Raw genomic sequence first — 24,625 nt, 5'->3', positions numbered from 1 at the left:
TGTTTCCCCAACGCCGCTGGCCAGAACAACCCTTATAGCAGAGTATCATTATGTTAATTAACAAGAATTTAAATAAAATTCTTCTCACCGGCATCTTGACTGGCGTCGCGCTGAACAGCATGGCAGCGGATAGCACCACGGGCTACAACGCACTCAGCGGGAAGAATCCAGACAGTTCGGCGGCAAAAACGGGACAGACCGACGACGTGATGGTAGTCAACTCGCCGAAAATCGAGAAAAAAGCGGGTTCAAGTACGACGCTAACAGCCGCAGACATGCAAAAAGAAGGCGGCAACAATTTTGGCACCATCATGCGTTATCAACCTCTGGTGAGCGCAACAGGTTCCAGCGGCGGCAGCAATACAGGGAAAAGCGGCTTTGACCGCGGCGGTTACACGGGCTACAACATTCGCGGCATTGAAAGCAACCGTGTGGCGATCGATACCGATGGTATCGCCCTGCCCAATGCCACAGGCCGTAGCTACGCCAGCCGTGCCGGATTCAATACGTTCGGTATGGGGCGCGACTATATCGATCCTTACCTGTACAGCCGCGTCGATATTGAGTCAGGCGTCACTTCAGCAGAAAATACTGTCAACGCACTCGGAGGCAGCGTCTCCTTTCGACCAAAATCTGCCGATAATTACCTGAAAGCGGGCAAGCAGGACTACTTTGGTTTCCAGAGTGACTACGATTCCGCCAACCATGGTTGGCATAATGGCATCACCGCCGCAGGCGGTGATGACGAACTGCGCGGCATTGTCGTGCTCAGCCGCCGCGACGGCCAGCAAACGCGTAATAACAGCGACGAGATCGCCGCTTACCCTGCCAACTGGCACTCTAACGCCATTTTGGCGTCCGGTATTTGGCAGGCCAACGACGAACATCAGCTCACTGGTACGCTGGATTATTACCATAAAACCAATCATACCCATTATGACTACTGGGGTAGTCTGCCAAGCGGCAACAACACCATTTACGGCACGGCGCAACAGAGCAGCGAGACACGCCGCTGGACCGCCAGCCTGAAAGATCGCTGGACGCCCGTCAACAACACGCTGGTTGATTTGGTTGATAGCCGCATTTACTTCCAAAACAGCGAATCACACGACAACACCTGGCTACCAGCAACCACCGGGATGGCGGCGGCAGATAGCCACCGGGTCTATTCTGACTACAACGTCACCACCTACGGCTTTGATACCCATATGGTGAAAAACTGGGATCGCCACGAATTCAGTTGGGGTCTAAACGCCAGCCAAAGCAAAACGGAGCGTCCGTTCAGGCAATCGCCTAACCAAACGGGTGCGAATAACATCATGCAGCCGGAAGCCGATAGCAACAGCTATACCGTTGGCGGCTTTGTGCAGGATACCGTTACGTGGGATCTGGCGGGACACGCCTTCTCGGTTGTTCCTGCCGTGCGTGCCATTCATCAGCGTACCAAACCGACCAATACGGTTCGCCTGAGTGGTGACGGCAGTGTCATCAGTGAATCCGATGTCAACAGACTGTACGGCAAAGCCAACAGCGATACGCAAGTCCTGCCGTCTCTAAGCTTCCTCTATGACATCACCCCGACGCTGACAACCTATTTGCAGTACCGTCGCGGCGCGCAGTTCCCGGATGCCAGCCAGCTTTATGGCAGCACCAACCTTGACGCCAACTATGCCGGACCGTTCCAATATGCCTTTATCGGTAATAGCGACCTCAAAACGGAAACCAGCAACAACGTCGAATGGGGCTTAAAAGGTGAAGCGACGGAGGGAGTCACCTTCCGTACCGCGCTGTTCTACAACACGTATAAGAATTTTATCGCCAATACCCGCTACCGTCGTAGCGCTAACCCCGATAAATTTACCAATGTGCCAAGTAATATCCATACGATATTCCAAGCAGAAAACCGCGATAAGGCTTATATCTACGGCGGCGAAGTCAGCAGCAAAATACAGCTAGGCACCTGGTTCCCGGCGGTTGATGGGCTCAGCACCACGCTGGCCTTTGGCTACACTAAAGGCCAATCGCAATCCCGCTACCTCGGCGACCGCTATGTCGACCTCGACAGCGTTGCCCCGATGAAAGCCGTGGTAGGTATCGCCTATGACGATCCTTCCCAACGCTACGGTGCCGCGCTGACCTCCACCTTCCAGAAAGGGAAACAGGCGAAAGATACCAGCCGTGAAAGCTATACCAATGCGGGTAATGCGATCCCCACGTCTAACACAGAGTATATGCGGATTCCCGGCTATGGCATGGTTGACCTGACGGCCTACTATCGCATCAGCAAGAATGTGAAAGTTAACGGTGGCGTGTATAACCTGACTGACCGTAAATATTGGGATTATCTCAGCAGTCGCCAGATTGAAACCAACGATCGGCAGGGACAGTATGACCGCGCACTCTCCGTGCAGCCTGGCCGTTCCTTCCAACTGGGTGTGAATGTAGATTTCTAATCCGCATCACTCACGATTCAATAAAAAAGGCGATGCCTCATTCAGGCATCGCCACCACTCAGGCAAGAATGCACACCACGACTTTCTTGCCTTTTTATTTTCCTCGACACGCTTATCCCGCCGCATTACGTTTAATTACGCCAACATCGTTATTTTCACAGCATTAAATAATGACTATGCCGATAATCATGCCTGACTGAACTCACGCTATAACGTGATCGCGGTCTCAATTAATATTCATTCCGCGCTACGTTTTAATTTTGTCCTATTCAGCGGACAGCATTTAGTATTGTCCCTATCGGCTATCGCGACTAGATTAATCACTACAGCATCCTATTTAAATAAACCAATAGAGAAAATAAAACAGGGAATTATTTAGAAAAAATCATCAATTCGATAAGCATCAGAAAATCTAAATACGAATGAGGGTAATATGATGCAGCCACTCACCTCCCGCCAGAACCGTTTATTGAAATATCTGTTACAACACCAGGGATATGTAACGGTTAAAGATATTGCACAGTACCTCGATGTGTCGGAAAAAACCGTCTATCGTGATATGCAATTTGTCGAAGCCTTCCTTTCTGTCTGGAATATTTATCCAGACAAAAAGGTCGGTGCGGGAATCATGTTAACCACGGATGACGAACGGCACCTCACATTGCTGGAACAGCAAATTGTTGTGGACGACGGGGATACCGATGCGCTGATCAACAATGCACGTCGCGTCAAAATTGCCTCGCAGCTGTTAAGCGACACGCCCCATGAGACCTCTATCAGCAAGCTGTCAGAACGCTATTTTATCAGCAGCGCCTCTATCGTTAACGACCTGAAAATCATCGAAAGCTGGCTACATCCACTGGGGCTGACGCTGGTACGCAGCCAGAGCGGCACGCACATTGAAGGCAGTGAAAATCAGGTACGTCAGGCAATGGCCTCGCTCATTAATGATGTCATGCACCATAAAGAACCCGGCCCGCTTAACCACTCTCGTCTCGACCCCGGCAGCTATAAAGCGCTGATTACCTATTTCGGTGAAGCAGACGTGTCCTTCGTCGAATCGCTGTTACAGGGCATGGAAAGACAGCTTTCTTATCCGCTCGGCGAACCTTATTACATCAATATTTTCACGCATACCTTAATTATGATGCATCGCATTGCGCAGGGAAAAGCGTTAATGATGGCAGAAGAATCGGTTCATCAGCAGGTGGATAATCGCATATTCTCCATCGCTAAAAATATGGTGAGCCAAATAGAACAACGCGTCGAGAGCACGCTACCTTCTGATGAAGTCTGGTTTATTTACCAATATATTATTTCCTCAGGCATCGTGATGGAGGAACGTGCGGATAACCAACGGCTTCGCTATCAATTCTCTAACGGTTAATCACGTAAAATTACGCGAGCATTGACGCAGATATTTTCTGATTTAATCAATATCGACCTGCGAACGGATAAGTTATTACAGGAAGGGTTGCTTATTCATATCAAGCCGTTGCTTAACCGACTCAAGTATCAAATACACATTCGCAATCCGTTATTAGACGATATTAAAAGCGAATTTATCGATATTTATGAAATGACTCAGCAGGCAATAAGCGAAGTCTGTCAGCGGTTCCAATTAAAACCGGTCGCTGAGGATGAAATCGGCTATCTGACCATTCATTTTCAAGCCGCGCTGGAACGCCAAATTGCCCATAAACGTATTCTGGTGGTGTGTTCCAGCGGCGTAGGAACGTCACACCTGTTGAAAAACCGTATTCTGCGCGCGTTCCCTGACTGGATTATTGTTGGCGTTATCTCGGCCAGTAATATGCAGATATTTTGCCAACAGGAAGATATTGAACTGATTATTTCCACGATTCATCTGGAAGAACAACACATTCCTGTCGTCTATGTTTCCGCCTTTTTTAATGACGATGACATTAAACGCGTTACCGAAAAAGTTATAGCGAGTCAACTACATCAGGCCGTCCCCCACTGATTATTGGCCGAACGTTACTTTTAACATTTATAGATGAGGTGTGATCAATGGATATCAATAAAATACTGAATGCTAATCGCGTAAAGCTAACGATGTCTGCGACCAATAAAGGTGAAGCCATTAATGAATTAACCGATCTGCTGTATGCCGATGGCGCTATTACTAATAAACAGGATTTTATTCACGATGTCTGGTTACGCGAAGCGGAAGGATCGACCGGTTTTGAAAACCATATTGCGATCCCTCATGGGAAATCCTCCGCCGTAAAACAGACCACGCTCGCGATTGGCCGCACCCATCAGGATATTCCGTGGGAAACGCTGGACGGCAGTCAGGTCCGCTGCATTATTCTTTTTGCCGTGCGTCTGGAAGATCAGAACACGACACACATTCGCCTGCTGTCTCAGGTTGCCAGTGCGCTGGCCGATGATGAGGTGATTGCTCAACTGCTGGACGAATCCGATCCCCATAAAATTATTCGGCTGTTTAGTCAGTATGCAGAAACAGCTCCCGTCACTCCGACATAAGACGAGGCTCAAAATGAATATTGTTTGTGTTGCCGCCTGCACGGCAGGCATTGCGCATACCTATATCGCACGCGAGAAACTCATTAAAGGCGCCAATGCCTTAAATTACGCCATCAAAGTGGAAACCCAAGGCACCATTGGTACAGAGAATGAATTAACGCCTGATGAAATAGCCGCAGCCGATGTCGTTATTCTGGCTATCGATATCAAAATAACAGGCGAAGAGCGGTTTAAAGGTAAGCCTATTGTTCGGGTAAAAACGGAGGTCGTTATTAAATCTCCCATCAAGTTTCTGGAAAAAGTCGCTAGTTCTTTAGCGGGTGCCTGAATATATCCATTTCGGGGTAATCATTATGAACACCAGAAAAATCACCGTTGGACAGGAAATAAAACGGCATCTTCTTACCGGTATTTCCTGGATGATCCCACTGATTGTCGCCGCCGGGATCTGTATTGCCCTCGGTCAGGTTATCGGCGGCCCGGATGTCGGCAAGCAAACTGGCAGTATTGCGTGGATGCTTAATCAGATCGGCGGTTGGGGGATGGGGCTAATTGTTCCGCTCATCAGCGCCGCTATTGCTTACTCCATTGCCGACCGCCCCGGCTTCGCACCCGGCCTGATTGTGGGATTCATCTGCGGCCAGATTCAAACCGGGTTTATCGGCGGTATTCTCGGCGGCTTTTTAGTCGGCTACACCGTGCTGCTGCTGCGTCGCTACATCAAGCTGCCCACCTCGATGCAGGGGCTGATGCCCGTCATGATCCTGCCGCTGCTCAGCACCATTATCGCCGGGCTGCTGATGATGACGTTTATCGGCCAGCCCATCGTCTGGCTGCAAAAAGCGCTGATTCATCTGCTGGAATCCATGCAGGGCGGCTCGAAATTCCTGATGGGGGCGATTTTGGGGGCGATGGCAACCTTCGATTTCGGCGGACCGGTAAACAAGACAATGTCTCTCTTCGCAGACGGCATGCTGGTCGATGGGATTTACGGGCCGGAGGCCGTCAAATTTGTTGGTTCAATGATTCCGCCCTTCGGCATCACGCTGTCCTTCCTGCTGACCCGCTACAAATACACCCGCGCTGAAAAAGAGGCGCTGAAAGCCGCCTTCCCGATGGGGATCTGCATGATTACCGAAGGGGTGATCCCGATTGCCGCGCGCGATTTGTTCAGAGTCGTTGCCAGCTGCGTCGTCGCCTCCGCTATCGCGGGCGGACTCATCATGGTCTGGGGTGTGGAGGCCCCCGTGCCACACGGCGGCATGTTTGTGGTCCCGCTGTTTACCAAGCCGCTGATGTTCTGTCTGGCACTCGGTATCGGCACGGTCATCTGTGGCGTGATGCTGTCGCTGATTAAGAAACGCGTCACGCAGGCTGATGAAGAGTTCGACGACGTTGACGACAGCAGCGTGCGTGACGAAGACATTAAATTCACTCTCGAATAACAGGAGCCTCCATGTATGCCGCCATGAAAACCCTCATTGATGACGCGTATCAACAGCAGTATGCCGTGCTCGCCATCAACTGTTTCAACCTGGAGACCGCTCGTGCGGCTATTGCCGCCGCCGAGCAACAGCGTGCACCGCTGATCCTGAATGTGTACCAAGGACACAGTGCACACTTTCCACCGCATCTCGCGCTGCCGCTGGTCAAGGCGCTAGCTGAGCAGGCCACCGTTCCTGTGGCGCTCAGTCTGGATCACGGTACGGCATTCAGCCTGATTGGGCAGGCGTTCCGCGCCGGTTTTACCGGACTGATGATTGATGCCTCCAGCCACCCGCTGGCGGAAAACATCCAGCGCACCCAGCAGGTGGTGACCATCGCTGCGACCGCAGGCGTCTGCGTGGAAGGTGAGCTTGGGCATATCGCCGATGCGCCCGTCTACGACATTGAGGATGCCACGGTGAAAATGACGCAGGTGGAAGACGTCATTCCTTTCATCCGCCAAACCGGCATCGACCTGCTTGCCGTGTCGGTCGGCACCGCCCACGGTATTTACCCTGCCGGGGTGACGCCACGGATTGATTTTGAGCGTCTTGAAGCCCTGAATCAGGAATCAACGGTGCCACTGGCATTACATGGCGGCAGCGGCACCAAGGCCGACGACATTCGCCGCGTCAGCCGTCACGGCGTCGCCAAAATCAATGTCGGCGCGGCCGTCTTTGAAGCAGGAAAAACCGCGTTGCAGCAGGCACTGCATGAGCACCCAACGATGGAACTGTCCGACCTGCTGGCGACGATGGAATCCGCCTGCCGCGACGTGGTCGTCGATTATCTTGGTTGGTCAGGTTCAGCCCACAAAGCCTGACCGTTCGTCCTTTACCCACTTTCGCATCAGTGGTTTTCCACTGGTACAGGAATGCTTTGCCCTTTATCCGACACAGGAGAGACACATCATGTTGATTTCAATGACTGATATCCTTAAGCCCACGCGTGAACACCGTTTCGCTATTGGCGCGTTTAACGTGGCCGATAGCTGCTTTATCCGCGCCGTAGTAGAAGAAGCCGAAGCCACGAATACCCCCGCCATTATCTCTATTCATCCGAGTGAGCTGGAATTCGTTACCGATGCGTTCTTCGCCTATGTGCGAGAAAGAACGCTGCGTAGTCCGGTGCCGTTTGTCATCCACCTCGATCATGGCGCCTCGATCGCACACGTTCTGCGAGCCATTCAGTGCGGATTTACCTCCGTGATGATCGACGGTTCGCTGCTGCCCTATGAGGAGAATGTGGCGCTCACCACTGAAGTGGTAAAACTGGCACATGCCGTGGGCGTTTCCGTAGAGGGGGAATTAGGCACGATTGGTGACACTGGCACCACGATAGAAGGCGGCGTCAGCAAAGTGATCTACACCGACCCCGAACAGGCGGAAGATTTCGTCAACCGGACGGGCGTTGATACGTTAGCCGTCGCTATCGGCACGGCACACGGTATTTACCCCAAAGACCTGAAGCCAGAGCTGCAAATGCATATCCTGCGGGATATTTCGCAGCGGGTGTCGATTCCGCTCGTCCTGCATGGCGGTTCCGCCAACCCGGACGCCGAAATTGCCGAAGCGGTGACGCTTGGCGTGGGCAAAATCAACATCTCCAGCGACATGAAATTCGCCTATTTCCAGAAAGCGCGAGAAATCCTCAGTCGTGAAACCTGGTGGGACCCTAATGCCATCTACCCAGAACCGATTAAGGCGGCAAAAGAGGTGATTCGCTATAAAATGGCGCTCTTCGGCTCAACGGGAAAAGCCCGTTTATATCGATAGATACGCCACACGATCTGAACAAGGCAAGGGAGGATTCTCTTGCCTTTTCCTCAGACTACATTATTTCAATAAAACACCCTTCCGTTCCCGATTGTTGATATTCCGTCAACAGTGTTATGCACGACCGCCCATTTTTCTTCCCCGATCCCTCCCCTAGACTACGCCCAACCTCTTCGTTGATAACCTATTCGAGAACAGACCTATGCAGAACATATTGCTGATTAACGCGGGCAAATCGTTCGCCCATTCCAAAGGCGAATTGAACCATACCCTTACCGATGTCGCGGCCAGTTTTCTGCGTGATAAAGGTCACGACGTCCGCGTGACGGTCGTGGACAACGGCTATGATATTGAGCAGGAAATTCAGAACTACCTGTGGGCCGATACCATCATTTATCAGATGCCGGGTTGGTGGATGGATACACCGTGGATCTTGAAGAAATACATCGATGACGTGTTTACCGCCGGTCACGGTTCACTGTACGCCAGCGATGGCCGCAGCCGTTCGGATGCCAGCAAGAAATACGGTTCAGGTGGACTTTTACAGGGGCGGAAATACATGCTCTCTCTGACGTGGAATGCGCCGCTGGAAGCCTTTGACGATCCCGATCAGTTCTTCCACGGTGTCGGGGTGGACGGGGTTTATCTGCCGTTCCACAAAGCGAACCAGTTTATCGGGCTATCCCCGCTGCCAACCTTCATCTGCAATGATGTAATAAAAGCACCGGACGTCCCTGCTTATCTTGCAAACTACCGCCAGCATCTGGACAAACTCTTTGCCTAATCGGTGATTTACGCGCTTCTGTACCGCTGTGAATCACGCTTCACAGCGGGTTTTCCGTGAGCTTCTCGCTCATAAAATCGAGAAAACAGCTAATGCGTGCCGCCAGTTGGCTATTGCGATAATACACCGCATAAACCGGCAAACTGGCTTCCACCGTTTCTTCGATAAGGATCGGCACCAGTCGCCCCGCCGCCAAATCATCCCGAATCAGGAAGTTAGACATACGCACAATCCCTTCGCCTCGTAGCGCAAGCTGGCGCAATATCTCACCATTTGATGCCAACAGCGCTGGCGTAATGGGATAAAAGTCCTGCACCCCATGCCGCAGCGGCCAGTGGTTCAGCGACTCTACCTGAGTAAACCCCAGGCAAAGATGGTCAGCGAGTGACTCGACCGTCGTGGGTGTACCGTGCTGTTGTAGATATTCAGGGCTGGCGACAATACGCAGTTTGCTTGAGCCGAGCGGCCGCGCATGAATAGTGGAGTCTTTAAGTGTACCAATGCGAATGGCGATATCGATATGCTGTTCCAGCAGATCGATAATGAAATCGTCAGTGTTGAGTTCAAGAATGATTTTTGGATAGCGGCGGCGAAATTCCGGCACCAGAGGTACAATCACATGCTGTATAAACGCTGAAGCCGAGTTGATCCGCAACCGCCCGCTCGGCTGCTCGTGACGCAGCAACACCTGCTCTTCAGCATGTTCCACCGCGTGAATAACGCCACGAGCGTGCTCAAGGAACATCACGCCTTCCTCGGAAAGCGAGAGACGTCGCGTAGTACGATGCAGCAAGGTCGTACCCAGTTTGTCCTCCAGACGCCGCAACGCCCGGCTGATCCCCGATGTGGTTTGCCCAAGCTGTTCCGCTGCCGCCGTGATCGAGCCAGTTTCGATCACAACGACAAAAGCCTGAAGTTCCTCAAGCGTGACTTTCATAAGCGAATATACCTGCCGTCGATGAGGTATCTGAGCAAGGCGTTATACTTCGATCTCCGCCTTGTCGCCTTTCTCTTGCAGCCAGTTACGACGATCTTCCGAGCGTTTTTTCGCCAGCAGCATATCCATCATCGCCATCGTCTGATCCATATCCTCGTCGTTGATGGTCAACTGCACCAGACGGCGAGTGTTCGGGTCCAGCGTAGTTTCACGCAGCTGCAACGGATTCATTTCACCCAGACCTTTAAAGCGCTGTACGTTAGGCTTGCCTCTCTTGCGCTTAAGCTGTTCCAGCACGCCCGCTTTTTCTTCTTCGTCCAGCGCGTAGTAAACTTCTTTACCCAGATCGATACGGTACAACGGCGGCATCGCAACATAAACGTGTCCGCCCTGAACCAGCGCACGGAAATGACGGACAAACAGCGCGCACAGCAGCGTCGCGATGTGCAAACCATCGGAGTCCGCATCCGCCAAAATACAGATCTTACCGTAACGCAGTTGGCTGAGATCGGTGCTATCGGGATCGATACCGATCGCGACTGAGATATCATGCACTTCCTGCGAAGCCAGCACTTCATCGGAGGAGACTTCCCAGGTATTCAGGATCTTACCTTTCAGCGGCATGATCGCCTGGAATTCACGTTCGCGCGCCTGTTTCGCCGATCCGCCTGCCGAATCCCCTTCCACCAGGAACAGTTCCGTCCGGTTGAGATCCTGCGAGGTACAATCTGCCAGCTTGCCAGGTAACGCCGGCCCGCTAGTCAGCTTTTTACGCACCACTTTTTTGGCAGCACGCATACGGCGCTGAGCGCTGGAAATTGCTAGCTCAGCCAGCTGTTCCGCAGCCTGCACGTTCTGATTCAGCCACAGGCTGAATGCGTCTTTCACGACGCCAGACACGAACGCAGCACACTGACGAGAAGAGAGACGCTCTTTGGTCTGCCCGGCAAACTGCGGCTCCTGCATTTTTACCGACAGCACGTAAGCGCAGCGTTCCCAGATATCATCTGCGCTCAGCTTCACGCCACGGGGCAGAATATTGCGGAATTCGCAGAATTCACGCATCGCATCCAACAGCCCCTGACGCAAGCCGTTCACGTGCGTCCCGCCCATTGGCGTTGGAATAAGGTTGACGTAGCTTTCCGTCAGCAGTTCACCGCCTTCCGGCAGCCAAAGCAGCGCCCAGTCTACGGCTTCAGTCTCACCGGTAATCGAGCCCAGAAACGGTTTTTCTGGCAGCGTGATCAGGCCATTCACCGCCTCGCACAGGTAGTCGTTCAGACCATCCTGATAGCACCAACGCTGTTCGGTATTATTAACTTTATCTTTGAAGATGATTTCCACACCGGGGCATAAGACCGCTTTGGCCTTCAGCAGGTGCGTCAAACGGGAGACGGAAAAACGGGGGCTGTCGAAGAATTTTTCATCCGGCCAGAAATGCACACGCGTACCGGTGTTACGACGTCCACAAGTACCCGTTACGGTGAGTTCCTGCACTTTATCGCCGTTTTCAAACGCGATGTCATACACCTGGCCGTCACGACGCACGGTGACTTCAACACGGGTAGACAGGGCGTTCACCACGGAAATCCCTACGCCGTGCAAACCGCCCGAAAACTGATAGTTTTTACCAGAAAATTTGCCGCCCGCATGCAGACGACACAGGATCAGCTCAACGGCGGGCACGCCCTCTTCCGGGTGGATATCCACCGGCATCCCACGGCCATCATCAATGACTTCCAACGACTGATCGGCGTGCAGAATCACATCAATACGGCGCGCATGGCCCGCCAGCGCTTCATCAACGCTGTTATCTATGACCTCTTGTCCCAGATGGTTAGGACGCGTGGTATCGGTGTACATTCCCGGACGACGGCGCACCGGTTCCAGTCCGCTGAGTACTTCAATCGCATCAGCGTTATAACTTGATTGAGCCATAGTTTGCGTTAATTCTTTGAGTTCAGTGAATGGTGTTTAACGAACCGCTTTCGGCGATTCGTTTTTCAATGCATATGCGGCGGTTCAGTCTGTCGTGAGCCCTAAAAAATTCACAATCGGTGTGAAAAAGTGCTCAAATCCAACAAAGGCATGATTGCCCCCTGACTCCACAGTTTGACGGCAGGCCGTGTAATACGCGACTGCCTGACGATAGTCCAGAACCTCATCCCCCGTCTGCAACAGCAGCCAGAGCAAATCTGGCGATTCCAGTCGGTCAACCTGCATGACCTTCAGATCGTACACGTGCCGAGACTCTAGCACATATTGTTCGCCGGTGTAGGGGTTCTGGTATTCCCCCAGATGGTCCAGCAACAGTTCAAACGGCTTCACCGCAGGGTTCACCACCACGGCAGGCAGCATAAAACACTGGGATAGCCAAGTGGCATAGTAACCACCGAGGGAAGAACCAACAATGCCCACCGGACGACCCGCCCGCTCCATAATCAACGATTCCATCATCTCGGCGGCTTCCGCCGGATAAGGCGGAAGCTGTGGAATCACCATGTCAATTTCAGGATGCTGCTCTGCCAGCCACGTTTTCAACGCAGTGGCTTTCGCCGACTGTGGCGTACTGTTGAAGCCATGAAGATAAAGAAGCGTAGGCATTAGTAACCGTCCGAATCCATATCAGGCAGGAATTCGCTGCCCGACAGGCGATAGACTTCAGTTTCCAGACGACCATCCGGCAGCAGATCCAAATAGCGCCATCCCGGTGCCACATCATCAATAGTGAAATTGGTACAGTGCGGTTTGAACTGCACGCAGGTCGATGGCGTGGCCAGCAAACGTCGGCCATGCCAGTCACAATCCATCTCCTGATGAATATGCCCACACAGCACGGTGTTCACCTTCGGATAGCGATCCAGTACCGCAGACAGATTATGGGCGTTGCGCAGGCTGTGTTGATCGAGCCAGGTACAGCCGGAAGGATGCGGATGGTGGTGCAGCAGCAGTAGCGTAAAGCGGTCGGGCTGATTTTTCAGGCTACGCTCCAGCCATTCAAGCTGGTATTCACTCAACTCACCGTGCGGTACGCCGAACACTTGGCTGTCCAATAGGATGATCTGCCATTTGTCGCCCAGCAGTACATGCTTGGACGGCGCGATACCGGCGTCAGCCAGCGCATCGACCATCGCGGGTTGGAAATCGTGGTTACCCGGAAGCCACACGCAAGGGGCTGGGATCTGTGCAATCCCGCGCGAGAAATGGTGATAGGCTTGCAGCGTATGATCCTGCGCCAAATCGCCCGTCGCCACAATCAAATCAAACGCATCCTGCTGAACCTTGATGGCATTCAGCACGGCGTGATAGCTACGATAGGTGTTGATACCCAGCAAGGTTTCATGCTCGCCCGCAAAAAGATGGGTATCTGTTATTTGTAAAATCCTGACTCTGGCGCCACTCGCCACAGGCAGTGTCAACAGGCTTTCCAAATGGTGTCCTTGGTTACGTAAATCTGTCTCTACCCGTCATCTTTCAAATCGCAGAGCACGTTGGTTTCCCTTGGTGGCTCGACGACCACTTTCCTGCGCGTTGAAATCTATTGGGTATCAAAAACCGGTATCGACATCGAACCATACGCCAAACAATATTTTAGCCAATCAGCAAGAAACTGATTAATTTGATGCTTTTCGTCACGTTGGTGTAACTTCTTATTAGGATAATCATAACGTGCTTTGAAGCGAAAGATCTGCTGGCTGGCACACACTTCCGCAACCAACGCATCATGATACAGCCTAACGCTCATCATTGGCAGACTCCAATAGCTGACAGCGGGTGCCGTCTGCTTAATCTCAACCAATGACGTATAGCGAGTAGATTCAAGAATCGTCAGTTGATAGACCGCATTATTGACGTGATAAACCGCGATTTCACCAACTTCATCAATTTTTGGCAGCAAACGCCGTAATTGCATGAAGTTAGTTTCACATAGCCTCATCATGGCTGGGAAATCCGGGGTATAACGTTTCATCAATTCAATCCACCCACGTACGTTTCAGTTCTTCATGGTGCAACGCTAACCATTGCAAGGCAATGACAGATGCAGCGTTATCAACGATACCGTCCTCAACCCATTGATAACTTTGTTCTCGGCTCACCACATGCACGCGGATATCTTCGTTTTCTTCCGCCAGACCGTGAATCCCTTTCGCCGTACGTGCATCCACTTCGCCCACCATTACGGCCAGACGTTCACTGGTGCCGCCAGGGCTGGCAAGATAGTTGATTATCGGTCGGCAGCGGCCAACCCTTAATCCTGCTTCTTCTTCCGCTTCACGTCGTGCCACCTCTTCGTGACTTTCTCCTGGTTCAATCATGCCAGCCACCAGCTCAAACAGCCAGGGAGACGCGCTGGTGTCATAGGCAGCAATACGTATCTGTTCTATCAGTACGACTTCATCCCGCACCGGATCGTAAGGCAGCAGCACGACGGCGTGACCACGCTCTAAGATCTCACGGCTGACTTCACCGCTCATCCCGCCATTAAACAGGCGATGGCGGAAACGGTAACGCTCCAGCGAAAAAAAACCGTCGTACAGTTTTTCACGTGCAATAATTTCTACATCATCTTTGGTGAAAGTAACGGGGCCGGACACGGAAGACACCATAGCTGCACTCCTGTAACAAGTATTCATGGAATCCGGTATTGTAGGGCGGAACCCACTGTCATTATACTCATCATTGTTTTTGAGCATTTATTAGGCGTGACGTCAGCGAAACCGAGGGTTATACCCGCACACCGCATCGCTTTTCGGTATCTTACTGAACAACAAAACGTCGCACTGAATCACCCAAAGGGTCAATTTATCTGACCTTTCGGACGTATTGCGCTGAAAGATGGCACGTTCAGCTACCTTATCCTATTGGCAGATTCTGATAGAATCGACAATTATTCGTCTACAGACAGCGCTACCATAGCGAGATTGCTGCACAACAAGGAATGCAAATGAAGAAATTGCTCCCTCTTCTTATTGGTCTGAGCCTGGGTGGTTTTAGCGCCATGAGTCAGGCGGAAAACCTGCTACAGGTCTACCAGCAGGCAAAAAGCACCAACCCAGATTTACGCAGCTCTGCGGCAACACGTGACGCCGCGTTTGAAAGAATCAACGAAGCTCGCAGCCCGTTACTGCCGCAGTTGGGGATCAACACGGGTTATACCTATAACAAGGGTTACCGTGACAGTAATGGCGTCAACAGCAATGAGAAAAGCGCGTCATTACAACTGACCCAGACGCTGTTCGACATGTCCAGATGGCGTGCGCTGACACTGCAAGAAAAACAAGCCGGTATCGAAGACGTCGTGTACCAGACAGCGCAACAAAATCTGATGCTGAACACGGCGACAGCCTATTTCAATGTGCTGCGCGCGATTGACTCTTTATCCTATATCAGCGCTCAGAAACAGGCAATTTATCGTCAGTTAGACCAGACGACGCAGCGCTTCAACGTGGGTCTGGTCGCGATTACCGACGTCCAGAACGCCCGTGCACAGTATGACAGCGTGCTGGCCAATGAGGTTCTGACACGTAATACGCTGGACAACGCACTGGAATCACTGCGCCAGATTACTGGCAATTTCTACCCGCAGTTAGCGGGCCTGAACATCGAGCGTTTTTCGACTCAGAAACCTGAAGCCGTCAACAATCTGTTGAAAGAAGCGGAAAACCGCAACTTGAACCTGTTGTCCGCACGTTTAAGCCAGGATTTGGCTCGTGAGCAAATTCGCTCATCCGAAACGGGTTATATGCCGACACTGGATCTCACGGCATCGACTGGAGTGAGCGACACTCGCTATTCGGGTTCAAGAACGCAAAACAGTAACTCATTTAACGATTCAGACGCTGGCCAGCACAGAGTGGGCATCAACTTTACGCTTCCGCTGTACAACGGCGGTATCACCAATTCTCAGGTGAAACAGGCACAGCACCGCTATGTCAGTTCCAGTGAACTGCTGGAAAGCGCGCACCGTTCTGTGATCCAAGTTGTTCGTTCATCGTTCAACAACATCTCTGCTTCCATTAGCAGCATCAACGCTTACAAACAGGCTGAAGTGTCTGCACAAAGCTCTCTGGATGCAATGGAAGCGGGTTATCAGGTAGGAACACGTACCATCGTTGACGTACTGGATGCCACCACCACGTTGTATAACGCCAAACAGCAACTCTCCAGCGCACGTTATGATTATCTGATCAACCAGTTAAACATTAAATCCGCGCAGGGCACGCTGAATGAAAACGATCTGCAAGCGTTGAATGCGTCACTGGGTCAACCGGTATCAACCACGCCTACCGTAACGGACAACAGTGCCCCGCAGACGACGACTGCCTCAGCGCAGCGTTAATCCGTAGCGGCGTTAAGCAATATCCGATACAAAGGGGGGAACCACAGTTCCCCCTTTTTCATGCCTACGCTTTCCCCACAGAAGAATGTGACTGCACCAGAATGCTGAAGTTGTCACGTACGCTATAAAGCGAAACATCGCACAGCAGAGTGTATAACAACGTAAAGAGTCCGCTCGTTGCGGCCATTCGTACCATTGATGCTTTAAATTCAGGCAGCGTTCCCCTATTCTTAGCGACACATATTTGTCATTAATCGTGACACTTTGCTCTGGGATAAACACAATGAAACGTACAAAAAACATTAATCAGGAAACGTTCCGCAAGGAATGGCGAACGTACCGTCTGGCACCTGTTGCCTTAGCCGTCAGCGCTGTATTTCTCCTCGCGGGCTGCGAACAAACCGATGAAACCGTCTCCCTCTACCAGAATGCGGATGACTGTTCGTCAGCTAACCCGTCGATGGCTGCCCAATGCACCACCGCATACAATAATGCATTAAAAGAAGCGGAAAAAACGGCACCAAAATACGCGACAAAAGAAGATTGCGTAGCGGAATTTGGTGAAGCACAGTGTACCCAAGCCCCTGCACAGGCAGGTATGGCAGCAGAATCGCAACAGGGTGGTGGGATGTCCTGGATGCCGCTGATGGCTGGTTATATGATGGGCCGAATGATGAGTGGTGGAGCTGGTTTCACACAGCAGCCGTTGTTCAGTTCAAAATCCCCCACCAGCCCGGCTAACGGCAAATTCGTTGATGCTGCTGGCAAAAACTACGGCAACGCGACGACAGGCCGTACCATGACGGTGCCTAAAACCGCACTTGCACCGAAGCCTGCAACGACATCCACCATTACGCGCGGTGGCTTTGGTGAAACCGTCGCCAAGCAAACCAGCATGCAGCGTAGCAGCGCTAGTTCCAACTCCAGCTCTTCCCGCAGTATGGGCGGCTGAGGACGTATCGAATGAAGCGGATAGATATTACTGCGCGTCCTGACTGGCAGGAAAAAGCGACCGAGTTTGGTTTTCGTTTTCACACCATGTACGGCGAGCCCTACTGGAGCGAAGAGGCTTACTACCAGTTCACGCTGGCTCAGATCGAAGAGCTGGAAGAAACGACAGCAGAACTGCACCAAATGTGTCTGCAAGTGGTGGAAAAAGTCGTCAGCAGCGACACGCTGCTCACCAAATTCCGCATTCCCAAACACACCTGGGAATTCGTCAGACACTCATGGCGTACCCATCAGCCTTCGCTGTATTCACGTCTCGATCTGGCCTATGACGGTAAATCCCCAGCCAAGCTGCTGGAGAACAATGCGGATACGCCGACGTCGCTGTACGAAGCGGCTTTTTTCCAATGGCTCTGGCTGGAAGATCAAATCAACGCCGGGAAGTTGCCGCAGAATTCTGACCAGTACAACAGCATTCAGGAAAAGCTGATTGAACGCTTTGAGGAGCTGAAGCTGAATCACGGCTTTGGCTTGCTGCACTTCGCTTGCTGTCAGGATACGGAAGAAGATCGCGGTACGGTGCAATATCTTCAGGACTGTGCGCTGGAAGCGGGTCTGCCAAGCGAGTTTCTGTACATTGAGGAAATTGGCCTCGGTGAGAAAGGCCAGTTTACCGATCCTGAAAATCAGGTGATTAGTAATCTGTTCAAGCTATATCCGTGGGAGTTCATGCTGCGCGAGATGTTTTCCACCAAGCTGGAAGATGCGGGCGTACGCTGGCTAGAGCCCGCCTGGAAAAGCATCATTTCCAATAAAGCGCTGCTGCCGATGCTGTGGGAAATGTTCCCCAATCACCCCAATCTGCTTCCCGCCTACTTTGCGGAAGATGAACACCCCGAGCTAGACAGCTACGTCATCAAGCCGCTGTTTTCACGCGAAGGGGCGAACATCCAAATCATTGAAAACGGAAAAGAGATAGCATCAGCCGACGGCCCTTATGGCGAAGAAGGCATGATTATCCAGCAGTACCATCAACTGCCGAAATTTGGCGACAGCTACACGCTGATTGGTAGCTGGTTGGTGAACGATCAGCCCTGCGGTATCGGCGTACGTGAAGATCGCGCCCTGATCACTCAGGATCTCTCGCGCTTCTATCCGCACACCATTTTGGATTAAGCACTTCCGCAGGTGGCGTATCTCCTATGCTACCTGCGTATTCTTCTATGTGTTCTTTCGTTTAAAAAGAATCAATTCCGCCTAACATGTTAATTACGTTTTCCTGAATTACTCGGCTTGTTTTAAATAGGAAGAACCAATAAAGGGACATCATGAAAAAAACACTCTTAACAGCATTACTCTTTTGTTTTGCTTCTCATCTGCCTGTCTATGCCGCGGAACCCGCATCGGGAAAATCATCTAATACCTCTCTGGCGCAAGAAATTTCGAATGAAGAAGCCGCGCTCAAGGCGCTCAGGGACAAAGCGGAACAAGGTGATAAAGAAGCGCAAAAACAGCTTACCCGAACACTTCTGCGCAGCAGCTGGCCGCTTTATCGCACAGAAGGTATCGAACGGTTGAAAATCGAGGCTGATGCTAACGATGCCCCCGCTCAGTTTTTACTCGCTAAAGCCTACCTAAACCAACGTAACGGCGATCACTATGATCCTAAGTCTGGTGTGGCTTACCTGAAAAAATCAGCGGAATCGGGTTTCGCACCGGCACAACTCTTATTATCTGTCGTGCTAGCCAAACACACCGAGCTTCCAAGAGACTATGTACAATCCGCAGAATGGGCGAAAAAAGTGCTCAACAACCCTCAGGCAGATGAAAAATTAACAAGCGGCGCAAACAAAATGCTGGCGTTCATCGAAGATGAGCAAAAGAAAAAATAGTCGCGTTTGATAATACGCAAAGGGGATCTAAACCGATCCCCTTTCAAACTCGATCTTACCCCACCTGCACCGACAGCATACTCAGCGATCCCATCTCGAACCCATCGACCGGAATGCTAATTGCCTCTTTGCCGTCCCAGCTTCCCAGTACATAGAGCAGTGGAAGGTAATGTTCAGGAGTCGGGTTGGATAACACAGCCCCTTCGTGCTGCATAAAATTAACCAACGGATGGCCATTACCCTGATAAGTCAGGTTATCACGCACAAATTGATTGAATGATATAGCCCACGGATACGCCTCCGCGTCGCCATCCCATTTCGCCATCCGCAGGTTATGCACCACGTTGCCGCTCGCGACAATCATAATGCCTTCATCGCGCAGTACCGCCAGCTTGCGCCCTAATTCATAGTGATACGCAGCAGGTTGTGTACCGTCCACGCTCAGTTGCACAACGGGGATATCTGCATTCGGGTACATCTTTATCAGCACGCCCCAAGAACCGTGATCCAATCCCCATTGGCTGTGATCGGCAGTAACAGGATACGGCGCCAGCACCTGCTGGATTCTCGCGGCTAACTCAGGTGAGCCGGGGGCTGGATACTGTGTATCAAACAGCGCCTTCGGGAAGCCACCAAAGTCATGAATGGTGCGTGGATTTTCCATCGCCGTCACCGCCGTACCCCGGGTATACCAGTGGGCAGAAACCGCAATAATCGCCTTCGGACGTGGTAGCGTCTCACCCAGCGTTTGCCATGCCTGAGTATACGCATTGCTTTCCAACACGTTCATCGGGCTACCGTGGCCGAGGAACAGTGCAGGCATCCGGGAAGTGTTGTTCATAGTCATATCCTCTGAAAGATGTCAGCGAACGTGCAACCGCACGCGATGACGTTACTTTACGCGCTTTATGACACAGAAAAAGTCAGAGTTATGTGATGAAGTACATCAATTAATTTGAAAGGAATTACGCGGCATGAGAAGATATCGACAAGGGGCAGGACTCGCAAAAGATCAGATTAAGCAGAACGACCTTTAGTATCAGAATAAATCTGGCTACCTTCCCGCTTTCCACCCCCCATAACCATCACAGTAATGACCTCATCCTGAACCAAATACACCAGCCTGTAACCAGCAGACTTCAGTTTAATTTTATACTGGTCTTTACGGCCATGAAGTTGGGCTGAAGGAACTCGAGGATTTTCCAAACGCTCAGCCAATTTTTTCTTGAACTGCTCTCGGACAGGATGCCCTAACTTTTTCCATTCCTTCATTGCAGAAGGCACAAATTTTAACTTATAGGTCATCGAGCGAAATCTCTTTCGCGTCAGCTAATTCTGACATCCGATCATCAACGGTTTTCCCCAGTTCTGCGTCTTCAGCCAGTTCCATTAAATAAGCGAATACGGCGGGGGGCACACAGTAGAAGGCCGGTTCATTCCGGTTCAGTATAGCGATAGTTTCACCTTCAGCAGCCCGTACTGTACCCATTGGGTCACGTTTCAACTCAGTGATGCTGGCAGCGGTGTTAGTTAGGATATTAAAAGCCATAATCTCAATCACTCAATTCGGTTAGTCAAAGATAACTTAAACACCCTAATAATAGCACTTTTAAAAGCACTCATTATCATATTTCCTAAACATCGTTTCACACTAACCGTTAAGCCGCTTTCTTTCATAAAAAGCGTCGTGGACAGTCATTCATCTTGCCTGCCCCCATAAAGCAAAACCCCGCCGAAGCGGGGTTTTATGATGAAGGGAGTTGACCGTTAAGCCGGGTTCTGTCGTGGACAGTCATTCATCTAGGCCAGCAATCACTCACTGGCTCAAGCAGCCTACCCGGGTTCAGTACGGGCCGTACCATGTGAACCCCTATTTGGCCTTGCTCCGGGTGGAGTTTACCGTGCCACGAACTGTTGCCAGTCGCGCGGTGCGCTCTTACCGCACCCTTTCACCCTTACCTGATCCCACTTACATGGGCCATCGGCGGTTTGCTCTCTGTTGCACTAGTCGTAGGCTTGCGCCTCCCAGGCGTTACCTGGCACCCTGCCCTGTGGAGCCCGGACTTTCCTCCCCTCCACCTGTCTCCCCCGAAAGGGACGGCAGTGAAGCGGCGACTGTCTGGTCAACTCCGGCGCGGATAATAGGGTAAATTGCCCTATTTGTCATCCCCCGATTCACCACTATTGCCTTCTTGCTCCAGCCCATAGCGGTAAAGTGCGTTTTTCTTCACGCCGTGAATTTCAGCCGCCAGCGCCGCCGCTTTCTTCAGCGGCAATTCAGCACGCAATAGCGCTAGTGTGCGCAGTGCTTCAGAAGAGAGCGCACTGTCATCAACCTGATGCCCTTCCACAATCAGTACCATTTCCCCTTTGCGGCGGTTCTCATCTTCTTTCACCCAGGCCAGCAATTCACCTACAGGTGCGCCGTGAATCGACTCCCAGGTTTTGGTGATTTCACGTGCGAGCACCACATAACGCTCAGCTCCCAGCACCTCGCTGATATCCTGCAAGCTGTCCAAAAGACGATGTGTGGATTCGTAGAAAATCAGCGTGCGGGTTTCTTCCTCTAGCTCACGCAGCTTATCTTTGCGCCCTTTCGTTTTGGCAGGCAGAAAACCTTCATAGCAAAAGCGATCAGACGCCAGACCGGACGCAGAGAGCGCCGTTATCGCCGCGCAGGCACCCGGCAGCGGCACCACACGCACGCCCGCTTCGCGGCAGCGTCGAACCAAATGGTAACCGGGATCGTTAATCAGCGGTGTGCCTGCATCTGAAACCAGCGCGATGCTTTGCCCTGACTGCAATTTAGCCAGTAGCACATCCGCTTTTTGTTGTTCGTTGTGATCGTGTAATGCGAACAGCCGCGCATTAATCGCAAAATGTTGTAACAGCAGACCGGTATGGCGGGTATCCTCTGCGGCGATCAGATCAACGCTCGCCAATACCGCCAGCGCACGCTGCGTGATATCGCCCAGATTGCCGATTGGCGTGGGGACAATGTAGAGGGTAGATGCAGAAATATCTGCTTGTTGGTCTTGATTCATTGTTTCATCCGGGTTGCCGATTTAATATTGAGCATCTTCAAAAAAAATCACTGGATACAGTATGCTTCCTTTTCATTTCGTCCGTACCCAGGCAGGGCGTGTTATCCCTGTTTTGTTAGCGGCACTGTTTCTCGCAGGCTGTCCAAGTCACGCACCGCAGAGCCCACCACCCGAGGTTCAGGGCAAAGCCGACGCATCATCTGATTATTATCTGCAACAGATGCAGCAAAGTAGCGATAATAACAAGGCTGACTGGCAATTACTTGCTATTCGTTCTCTGCTACAGGAAGGGAAAGCCCCTCAGGCAAGCCAGCAGTTCAACGCGCTACCAGAAAAACTGAGTGCAGCGCAAAAACAAGAACAGCAGCTACTCGGTGCGGAACTGTCCGTCACCCAGAACAATATGGATGCGGCCAAGGCAGCGCTGAGCCAGCTTGATATCGGTGCACTTTCCGATCAGCAGAAACAACGTTATTACCAGATACAAATCAAAACAGCGCAAGGGCGTCCTTCCATTGAGCTACTGCGGGCCTATATCGCGCAGGAGCCATTGCTGAAAGGCGATGAGCACCAGATGAATCTCGATCAAACCTGGCTGACATTGACGCAAATGTCACCGCAGGAGTCTGGGGCGCTGCTGATTAACGCGAATGAAAACGTGCTTCAGGGCTGGGTGGATTTGCTAAGTAATTATCAGAACAACCGCGAGTCCCCTGACCAGTTACAGAGCGCCATTCAGGATTGGCAGACGCGTTATCCGCATCACCCTGCCGCGAAAACGCTGCCTACGCAGTTAAATCAGGTCATCAATTATCAGCCATCGTCTGTCAATAGCATCGCGCTGCTGTTACCGCTTAACGGTCAGGCGCAGGTTTTTGCCAATGCGATCCAGCAAGGTTTTAACGCAGCAAAGAACGGCCAGATAGCCACCGCCCCCGTATCTGCGCCTGCCGCACCGACAACAGGCACCACGCAAGACGGGCAGGTAACACCATCATCTGATGGACAGGGTGCTCAATCGTCTGCGCCATACAGCGATCAGGCGGCCGCATCCACGGCACCAGCGCCCGAAGCACAACCGACAAGCGCGGGGTTGTCCAGCTCGCTCCCGGTCAAAGTGTATGACACCTCTTCACAACCGCTGGCTAATATTCTCACTCAGGCAAAGCAGGATGGTGCATCACTGGTTATCGGCCCACTGCTGAAAAATGAAGTGGATCAGTTGGCGAGCAGCCAGTCGCCGCTGAATATTTTGGCGTTGAACCAGCCAGAACACGTCGAAAATAGCCCTAACATTTGCTATTTCGCGCTCTCCCCAGAAGATGAAGCCAGAGACGCAGCTAAGTTTATCCATCAGCAGGGTAAACAGCAGCCTCTGGTCTTAGCCCCTCGCGGCGCGCTGGGCGACCGTATCGTCAACGCCTTCGCTCAGGCCTGGAACCAGCAAAGCGGTACCAGTTCTTTGCAACAGCGCTTTGGCAACACGGCGGAGTTAAAACAGGCTATCAATAACGGTGCGGGCTTAAGCCTGAGCGGCCAACCCGTTAACGTTTCGCCGCAACAGGCACAAACGGGTACGACCATCGGCGGCCTAACCATCCCATCACAGGTTCAACCAACGGCTAGTTCCGCCGTCAGTGGTAATATTGATGCGGTCTATATTATCGCCACGCCAGACGAGCTGGCGCTGATTAAGCCAATGATCGACATGCGCACCACATCACGCGCTCGCCCTGCGCTCTATGCCAGCTCACGTAGCTTCCAGGCTGGGTTAGGCCCTGATTTCCGCCTCGAAATGGAAGGTTTGCAGTTCAGCGATATCCCACTGCTCGCAGGCGCGAACCCGGCATTGATGCAACAGGTCAGCAGCCAGTTTAAAAACGATTACTCGTTAGTCCGCCTGTATGCCATGGGGATGGATGCCTGGACGCTCGCCAGCCACTTTGGTGAAATGCGCCAGATTCCGGGTCACCAGATTCCTGGCGCAACGGGGATGTTAAGCGCAGGACCGGATTGCACCATCAACCGGCAACTCACCTGGCAGCAATACCGTCAGGGTCAGTTAGTGCCTGTTCTCTGAATCAACGAGCGGCTGGCGCAGTTTACGAACAACAGGCTCGGCGCTATCTTGAACGCGCGGGCCTAACCTTCACCGCCGCAAATGTTACGCTACGCGGCGGCGAGCTGGATTTGATCATGCGCGATCGCCATATCTGGGTGTTTGTCGAAGTACGCTATCGGCGTAACGCGCATTTTGGCGATGCCGCTGCCAGCGTCACTCGCCGCAAACAGCAGCGGTTACTGCATGCCGCCGCCGTGTGGTTGGCGCAGCAAGGAGCCAGCTTTGACACGGTGGATTGCCGTTTTGACGTGCTGGCCATTACGGGCAAAGAGTTCAATTGGCTCCCCAATGCCTTTGCTGCACAGGGATAATACATCCTTGATGGATTTCAATT

At 52.0% G+C, this 24,625-nt stretch carries 23 protein-coding genes, 1 other RNA gene and 1 pseudogene; 14 read left to right on the top strand and 11 right to left on the bottom strand.

Annotated features, from left to right (window positions below):
- The first annotated feature begins 50 nt into the window (after window positions 1-50).
- The 8 genes and pseudogenes from EDI29_RS09215 (at window position 51) to EDI29_RS09180 (ending at window position 9,008) form a co-directional block, all read left to right on the top strand.
- Window positions 51-2,453: a TonB-dependent receptor domain-containing protein gene (locus EDI29_RS09215; RefSeq protein ID WP_137740651.1), complete on the top strand. Its 2,403-nt coding sequence runs from the start codon at window positions 51-53 to the stop codon at window positions 2,451-2,453.
- Between the two features lie 436 nt (window positions 2,454-2,889).
- Window positions 2,890-4,437: pseudogene (locus EDI29_RS09210) on the top strand (BglG family transcription antiterminator).
- 47 nt (window positions 4,438-4,484) lie between these two features.
- Window positions 4,485-4,964, top strand: coding sequence for a PTS sugar transporter subunit IIA (locus EDI29_RS09205; protein ID WP_137740650.1), 480 nt, complete (start codon window positions 4,485-4,487; stop codon window positions 4,962-4,964).
- A gap of 13 nt (window positions 4,965-4,977) precedes the next feature.
- Entirely contained in the window at window positions 4,978-5,292 is a 315-nt protein-coding gene (locus EDI29_RS09200) for a PTS fructose transporter subunit IIB (RefSeq protein WP_010297459.1), read from the top strand.
- A 25-nt stretch (window positions 5,293-5,317) separates the two neighbouring features.
- Window positions 5,318-6,409, top strand: a complete 1,092-nt coding sequence (locus EDI29_RS09195; RefSeq protein WP_010280227.1) for a PTS fructose transporter subunit IIC — start codon at window positions 5,318-5,320, stop codon at window positions 6,407-6,409.
- A gap of 11 nt (window positions 6,410-6,420) precedes the next feature.
- Window positions 6,421-7,272, top strand: a complete 852-nt coding sequence (locus EDI29_RS09190; RefSeq protein WP_137740649.1) for a class II fructose-bisphosphate aldolase — start codon at window positions 6,421-6,423, stop codon at window positions 7,270-7,272.
- Between the two features lie 88 nt (window positions 7,273-7,360).
- Complete coding sequence (locus tag EDI29_RS09185) at window positions 7,361-8,224, top strand: ketose-bisphosphate aldolase (RefSeq protein ID WP_137740648.1); 864 nt, start codon at window positions 7,361-7,363, stop codon at window positions 8,222-8,224.
- A gap of 202 nt (window positions 8,225-8,426) precedes the next feature.
- Entirely contained in the window at window positions 8,427-9,008 is a 582-nt protein-coding gene (locus EDI29_RS09180) for an NAD(P)H-dependent oxidoreductase (RefSeq protein ID WP_137740647.1), read from the top strand.
- Between the two features lie 40 nt (window positions 9,009-9,048).
- Here EDI29_RS09180 and EDI29_RS09175 read toward each other — a convergent pair whose 3' ends face one another.
- From EDI29_RS09175 to nudF, 6 genes are all read right to left on the bottom strand, one after another.
- Window positions 9,049-9,945: a LysR family transcriptional regulator gene (locus tag EDI29_RS09175; protein ID WP_137740646.1), complete on the bottom strand. Its 897-nt coding sequence runs from the start codon at window positions 9,943-9,945 to the stop codon at window positions 9,049-9,051.
- Between the two features lie 42 nt (window positions 9,946-9,987).
- Window positions 9,988-11,883: a DNA topoisomerase IV subunit B gene (gene parE / locus EDI29_RS09170; RefSeq protein ID WP_137740645.1), complete on the bottom strand. Its 1,896-nt coding sequence runs from the start codon at window positions 11,881-11,883 to the stop codon at window positions 9,988-9,990.
- Between the two features lie 84 nt (window positions 11,884-11,967).
- Window positions 11,968-12,549: an esterase YqiA gene (gene yqiA / locus EDI29_RS09165; RefSeq protein ID WP_010297435.1), complete on the bottom strand. Its 582-nt coding sequence runs from the start codon at window positions 12,547-12,549 to the stop codon at window positions 11,968-11,970.
- On the bottom strand, window positions 12,549-13,376 hold the full coding sequence (gene cpdA, locus EDI29_RS09160) for a 3',5'-cyclic-AMP phosphodiesterase (protein ID WP_137740644.1): 828 nt from the start codon (window positions 13,374-13,376) through the stop codon (window positions 12,549-12,551). Before cpdA ends, yqiA begins: the two co-directional genes overlap by 1 nt.
- Window positions 13,377-13,483: 107 nt before the next feature.
- A complete protein-coding gene (locus EDI29_RS09155; protein WP_069704158.1) occupies window positions 13,484-13,918 on the bottom strand; it encodes a DUF1249 family protein in 435 nt (144 codons plus the stop codon).
- A 1-nt stretch (window position 13,919) separates the two neighbouring features.
- Complete coding sequence (nudF, locus tag EDI29_RS09150; RefSeq protein WP_137740643.1) at window positions 13,920-14,552, bottom strand: ADP-ribose diphosphatase; 633 nt, start codon at window positions 14,550-14,552, stop codon at window positions 13,920-13,922.
- Between the two features lie 338 nt (window positions 14,553-14,890).
- Between nudF and tolC the strand changes: the two genes are divergently transcribed.
- The 4 genes from tolC (at window position 14,891) to EDI29_RS09130 (ending at window position 19,125) form a co-directional block, all read left to right on the top strand.
- Window positions 14,891-16,285 carry an outer membrane channel protein TolC gene (tolC, locus tag EDI29_RS09145; RefSeq protein WP_137740642.1) on the top strand — a complete coding sequence of 465 codons (1,395 nt, stop codon included), beginning with the start codon at window positions 14,891-14,893 and terminating at the stop codon, window positions 16,283-16,285.
- A gap of 283 nt (window positions 16,286-16,568) precedes the next feature.
- On the top strand, window positions 16,569-17,237 hold the full coding sequence (locus tag EDI29_RS09140; protein ID WP_137740641.1) for a DUF1190 family protein: 669 nt from the start codon (window positions 16,569-16,571) through the stop codon (window positions 17,235-17,237).
- Between the two features lie 11 nt (window positions 17,238-17,248).
- A complete protein-coding gene (locus tag EDI29_RS09135; protein ID WP_137740640.1) occupies window positions 17,249-18,409 on the top strand; it encodes a glutathionylspermidine synthase family protein in 1,161 nt (386 codons plus the stop codon).
- 152 nt (window positions 18,410-18,561) lie between these two features.
- On the top strand, window positions 18,562-19,125 hold the full coding sequence (locus EDI29_RS09130) for a tetratricopeptide repeat protein (RefSeq protein WP_137740639.1): 564 nt from the start codon (window positions 18,562-18,564) through the stop codon (window positions 19,123-19,125).
- A gap of 55 nt (window positions 19,126-19,180) precedes the next feature.
- Here EDI29_RS09130 and ygiD read toward each other — a convergent pair whose 3' ends face one another.
- The 5 genes from ygiD to rsmI all read right to left on the bottom strand — a co-directional run bounded on the left by ygiD (window position 19,181) and on the right by rsmI (window position 22,169).
- Window positions 19,181-19,966: a 4,5-DOPA-extradiol-dioxygenase gene (gene ygiD, locus EDI29_RS09125; RefSeq protein ID WP_137740638.1), complete on the bottom strand. Its 786-nt coding sequence runs from the start codon at window positions 19,964-19,966 to the stop codon at window positions 19,181-19,183.
- Between the two features lie 176 nt (window positions 19,967-20,142).
- Window positions 20,143-20,430, bottom strand: coding sequence for a type II toxin-antitoxin system RelE family toxin (locus tag EDI29_RS09120; RefSeq protein WP_137740637.1), 288 nt, complete (start codon window positions 20,428-20,430; stop codon window positions 20,143-20,145).
- Window positions 20,420-20,674, bottom strand: coding sequence for a type II toxin-antitoxin system Phd/YefM family antitoxin (locus tag EDI29_RS09115; RefSeq protein WP_137740636.1), 255 nt, complete (start codon window positions 20,672-20,674; stop codon window positions 20,420-20,422). The genes EDI29_RS09120 and EDI29_RS09115 overlap by 11 nt, the downstream gene beginning before the upstream one ends.
- Window positions 20,675-20,877: 203 nt before the next feature.
- An RNA gene (rnpB, locus tag EDI29_RS09110) (RNase P RNA component class A) lies at window positions 20,878-21,256 on the bottom strand.
- Between the two features lie 25 nt (window positions 21,257-21,281).
- The gene (gene rsmI / locus EDI29_RS09105; protein WP_137740635.1) at window positions 21,282-22,169 is read right to left on the bottom strand and encodes a 16S rRNA (cytidine(1402)-2'-O)-methyltransferase; all 888 of its coding nucleotides are present in this window, start codon (window positions 22,167-22,169) and stop codon (window positions 21,282-21,284) included.
- Window positions 22,170-22,230: 61 nt separating this feature from the next.
- Between rsmI and EDI29_RS09100 the strand changes: the two genes are divergently transcribed.
- A complete protein-coding gene (locus EDI29_RS09100) occupies window positions 22,231-24,249 on the top strand; it encodes a penicillin-binding protein activator (protein ID WP_137740634.1) in 2,019 nt (672 codons plus the stop codon).
- A complete protein-coding gene (locus EDI29_RS09095; protein ID WP_193555653.1) occupies window positions 24,246-24,602 on the top strand; it encodes a YraN family protein in 357 nt (118 codons plus the stop codon). Before EDI29_RS09100 ends, EDI29_RS09095 begins: the two co-directional genes overlap by 4 nt.
- The last annotated feature ends 23 nt before the right edge of the window (window positions 24,603-24,625 follow it).

The organism is Pectobacterium polonicum (genome assembly GCF_005497185.1).
GTDB lineage: Bacteria > Pseudomonadota > Gammaproteobacteria > Enterobacterales > Enterobacteriaceae > Pectobacterium > Pectobacterium polonicum.
The sequence above is the reverse complement of the archived record's forward strand: the minus strand, read 5'-3'. Positions and strand labels throughout refer to the sequence as shown.

Bases quoted from the DNA above. Each gene is read 5' to 3' on its own strand.
- parE (WP_137740645.1), bottom strand. From the start codon at position 11,883: ATGGCTCAATCAAGTTATAACGCTGATGCGATTGAAGTACTCAGCGGA.
- rsmI (WP_137740635.1), bottom strand. From the start codon at position 22,169: ATGAATCAAGACCAACAAGCAGATATTTCTGCATCTACCCTCTACATT.
- tolC (WP_137740642.1), top strand. From the start codon at position 14,891: ATGAAGAAATTGCTCCCTCTTCTTATTGGTCTGAGCCTGGGTGGTTTT.
- EDI29_RS09120 (WP_137740637.1), bottom strand. From the start codon at position 20,430: ATGACCTATAAGTTAAAATTTGTGCCTTCTGCAATGAAGGAATGGAAA.
- EDI29_RS09175 (WP_137740646.1), bottom strand. From the start codon at position 9,945: ATGAAAGTCACGCTTGAGGAACTTCAGGCTTTTGTCGTTGTGATCGAA.
- EDI29_RS09100 (WP_137740634.1), top strand. From the start codon at position 22,231: ATGCTTCCTTTTCATTTCGTCCGTACCCAGGCAGGGCGTGTTATCCCT.
- ygiD (WP_137740638.1), bottom strand. From the start codon at position 19,966: ATGAACAACACTTCCCGGATGCCTGCACTGTTCCTCGGCCACGGTAGC.
- EDI29_RS09140 (WP_137740641.1), top strand. From the start codon at position 16,569: ATGAAACGTACAAAAAACATTAATCAGGAAACGTTCCGCAAGGAATGG.
- yqiA (WP_010297435.1), bottom strand. From the start codon at position 12,549: ATGCCTACGCTTCTTTATCTTCATGGCTTCAACAGTACGCCACAGTCG.
- EDI29_RS09190 (WP_137740649.1), top strand. From the start codon at position 6,421: ATGTATGCCGCCATGAAAACCCTCATTGATGACGCGTATCAACAGCAG.
- EDI29_RS09195 (WP_010280227.1), top strand. From the start codon at position 5,318: ATGAACACCAGAAAAATCACCGTTGGACAGGAAATAAAACGGCATCTT.
- EDI29_RS09135 (WP_137740640.1), top strand. From the start codon at position 17,249: ATGAAGCGGATAGATATTACTGCGCGTCCTGACTGGCAGGAAAAAGCG.
- EDI29_RS09185 (WP_137740648.1), top strand. From the start codon at position 7,361: ATGTTGATTTCAATGACTGATATCCTTAAGCCCACGCGTGAACACCGT.
- EDI29_RS09130 (WP_137740639.1), top strand. From the start codon at position 18,562: ATGAAAAAAACACTCTTAACAGCATTACTCTTTTGTTTTGCTTCTCAT.
- EDI29_RS09115 (WP_137740636.1), bottom strand. From the start codon at position 20,674: ATGGCTTTTAATATCCTAACTAACACCGCTGCCAGCATCACTGAGTTG.
- EDI29_RS09215 (WP_137740651.1), top strand. From the start codon at position 51: ATGTTAATTAACAAGAATTTAAATAAAATTCTTCTCACCGGCATCTTG.
- EDI29_RS09205 (WP_137740650.1), top strand. From the start codon at position 4,485: ATGGATATCAATAAAATACTGAATGCTAATCGCGTAAAGCTAACGATG.
- nudF (WP_137740643.1), bottom strand. From the start codon at position 14,552: ATGGTGTCTTCCGTGTCCGGCCCCGTTACTTTCACCAAAGATGATGTA.
- EDI29_RS09200 (WP_010297459.1), top strand. From the start codon at position 4,978: ATGAATATTGTTTGTGTTGCCGCCTGCACGGCAGGCATTGCGCATACC.
- EDI29_RS09180 (WP_137740647.1), top strand. From the start codon at position 8,427: ATGCAGAACATATTGCTGATTAACGCGGGCAAATCGTTCGCCCATTCC.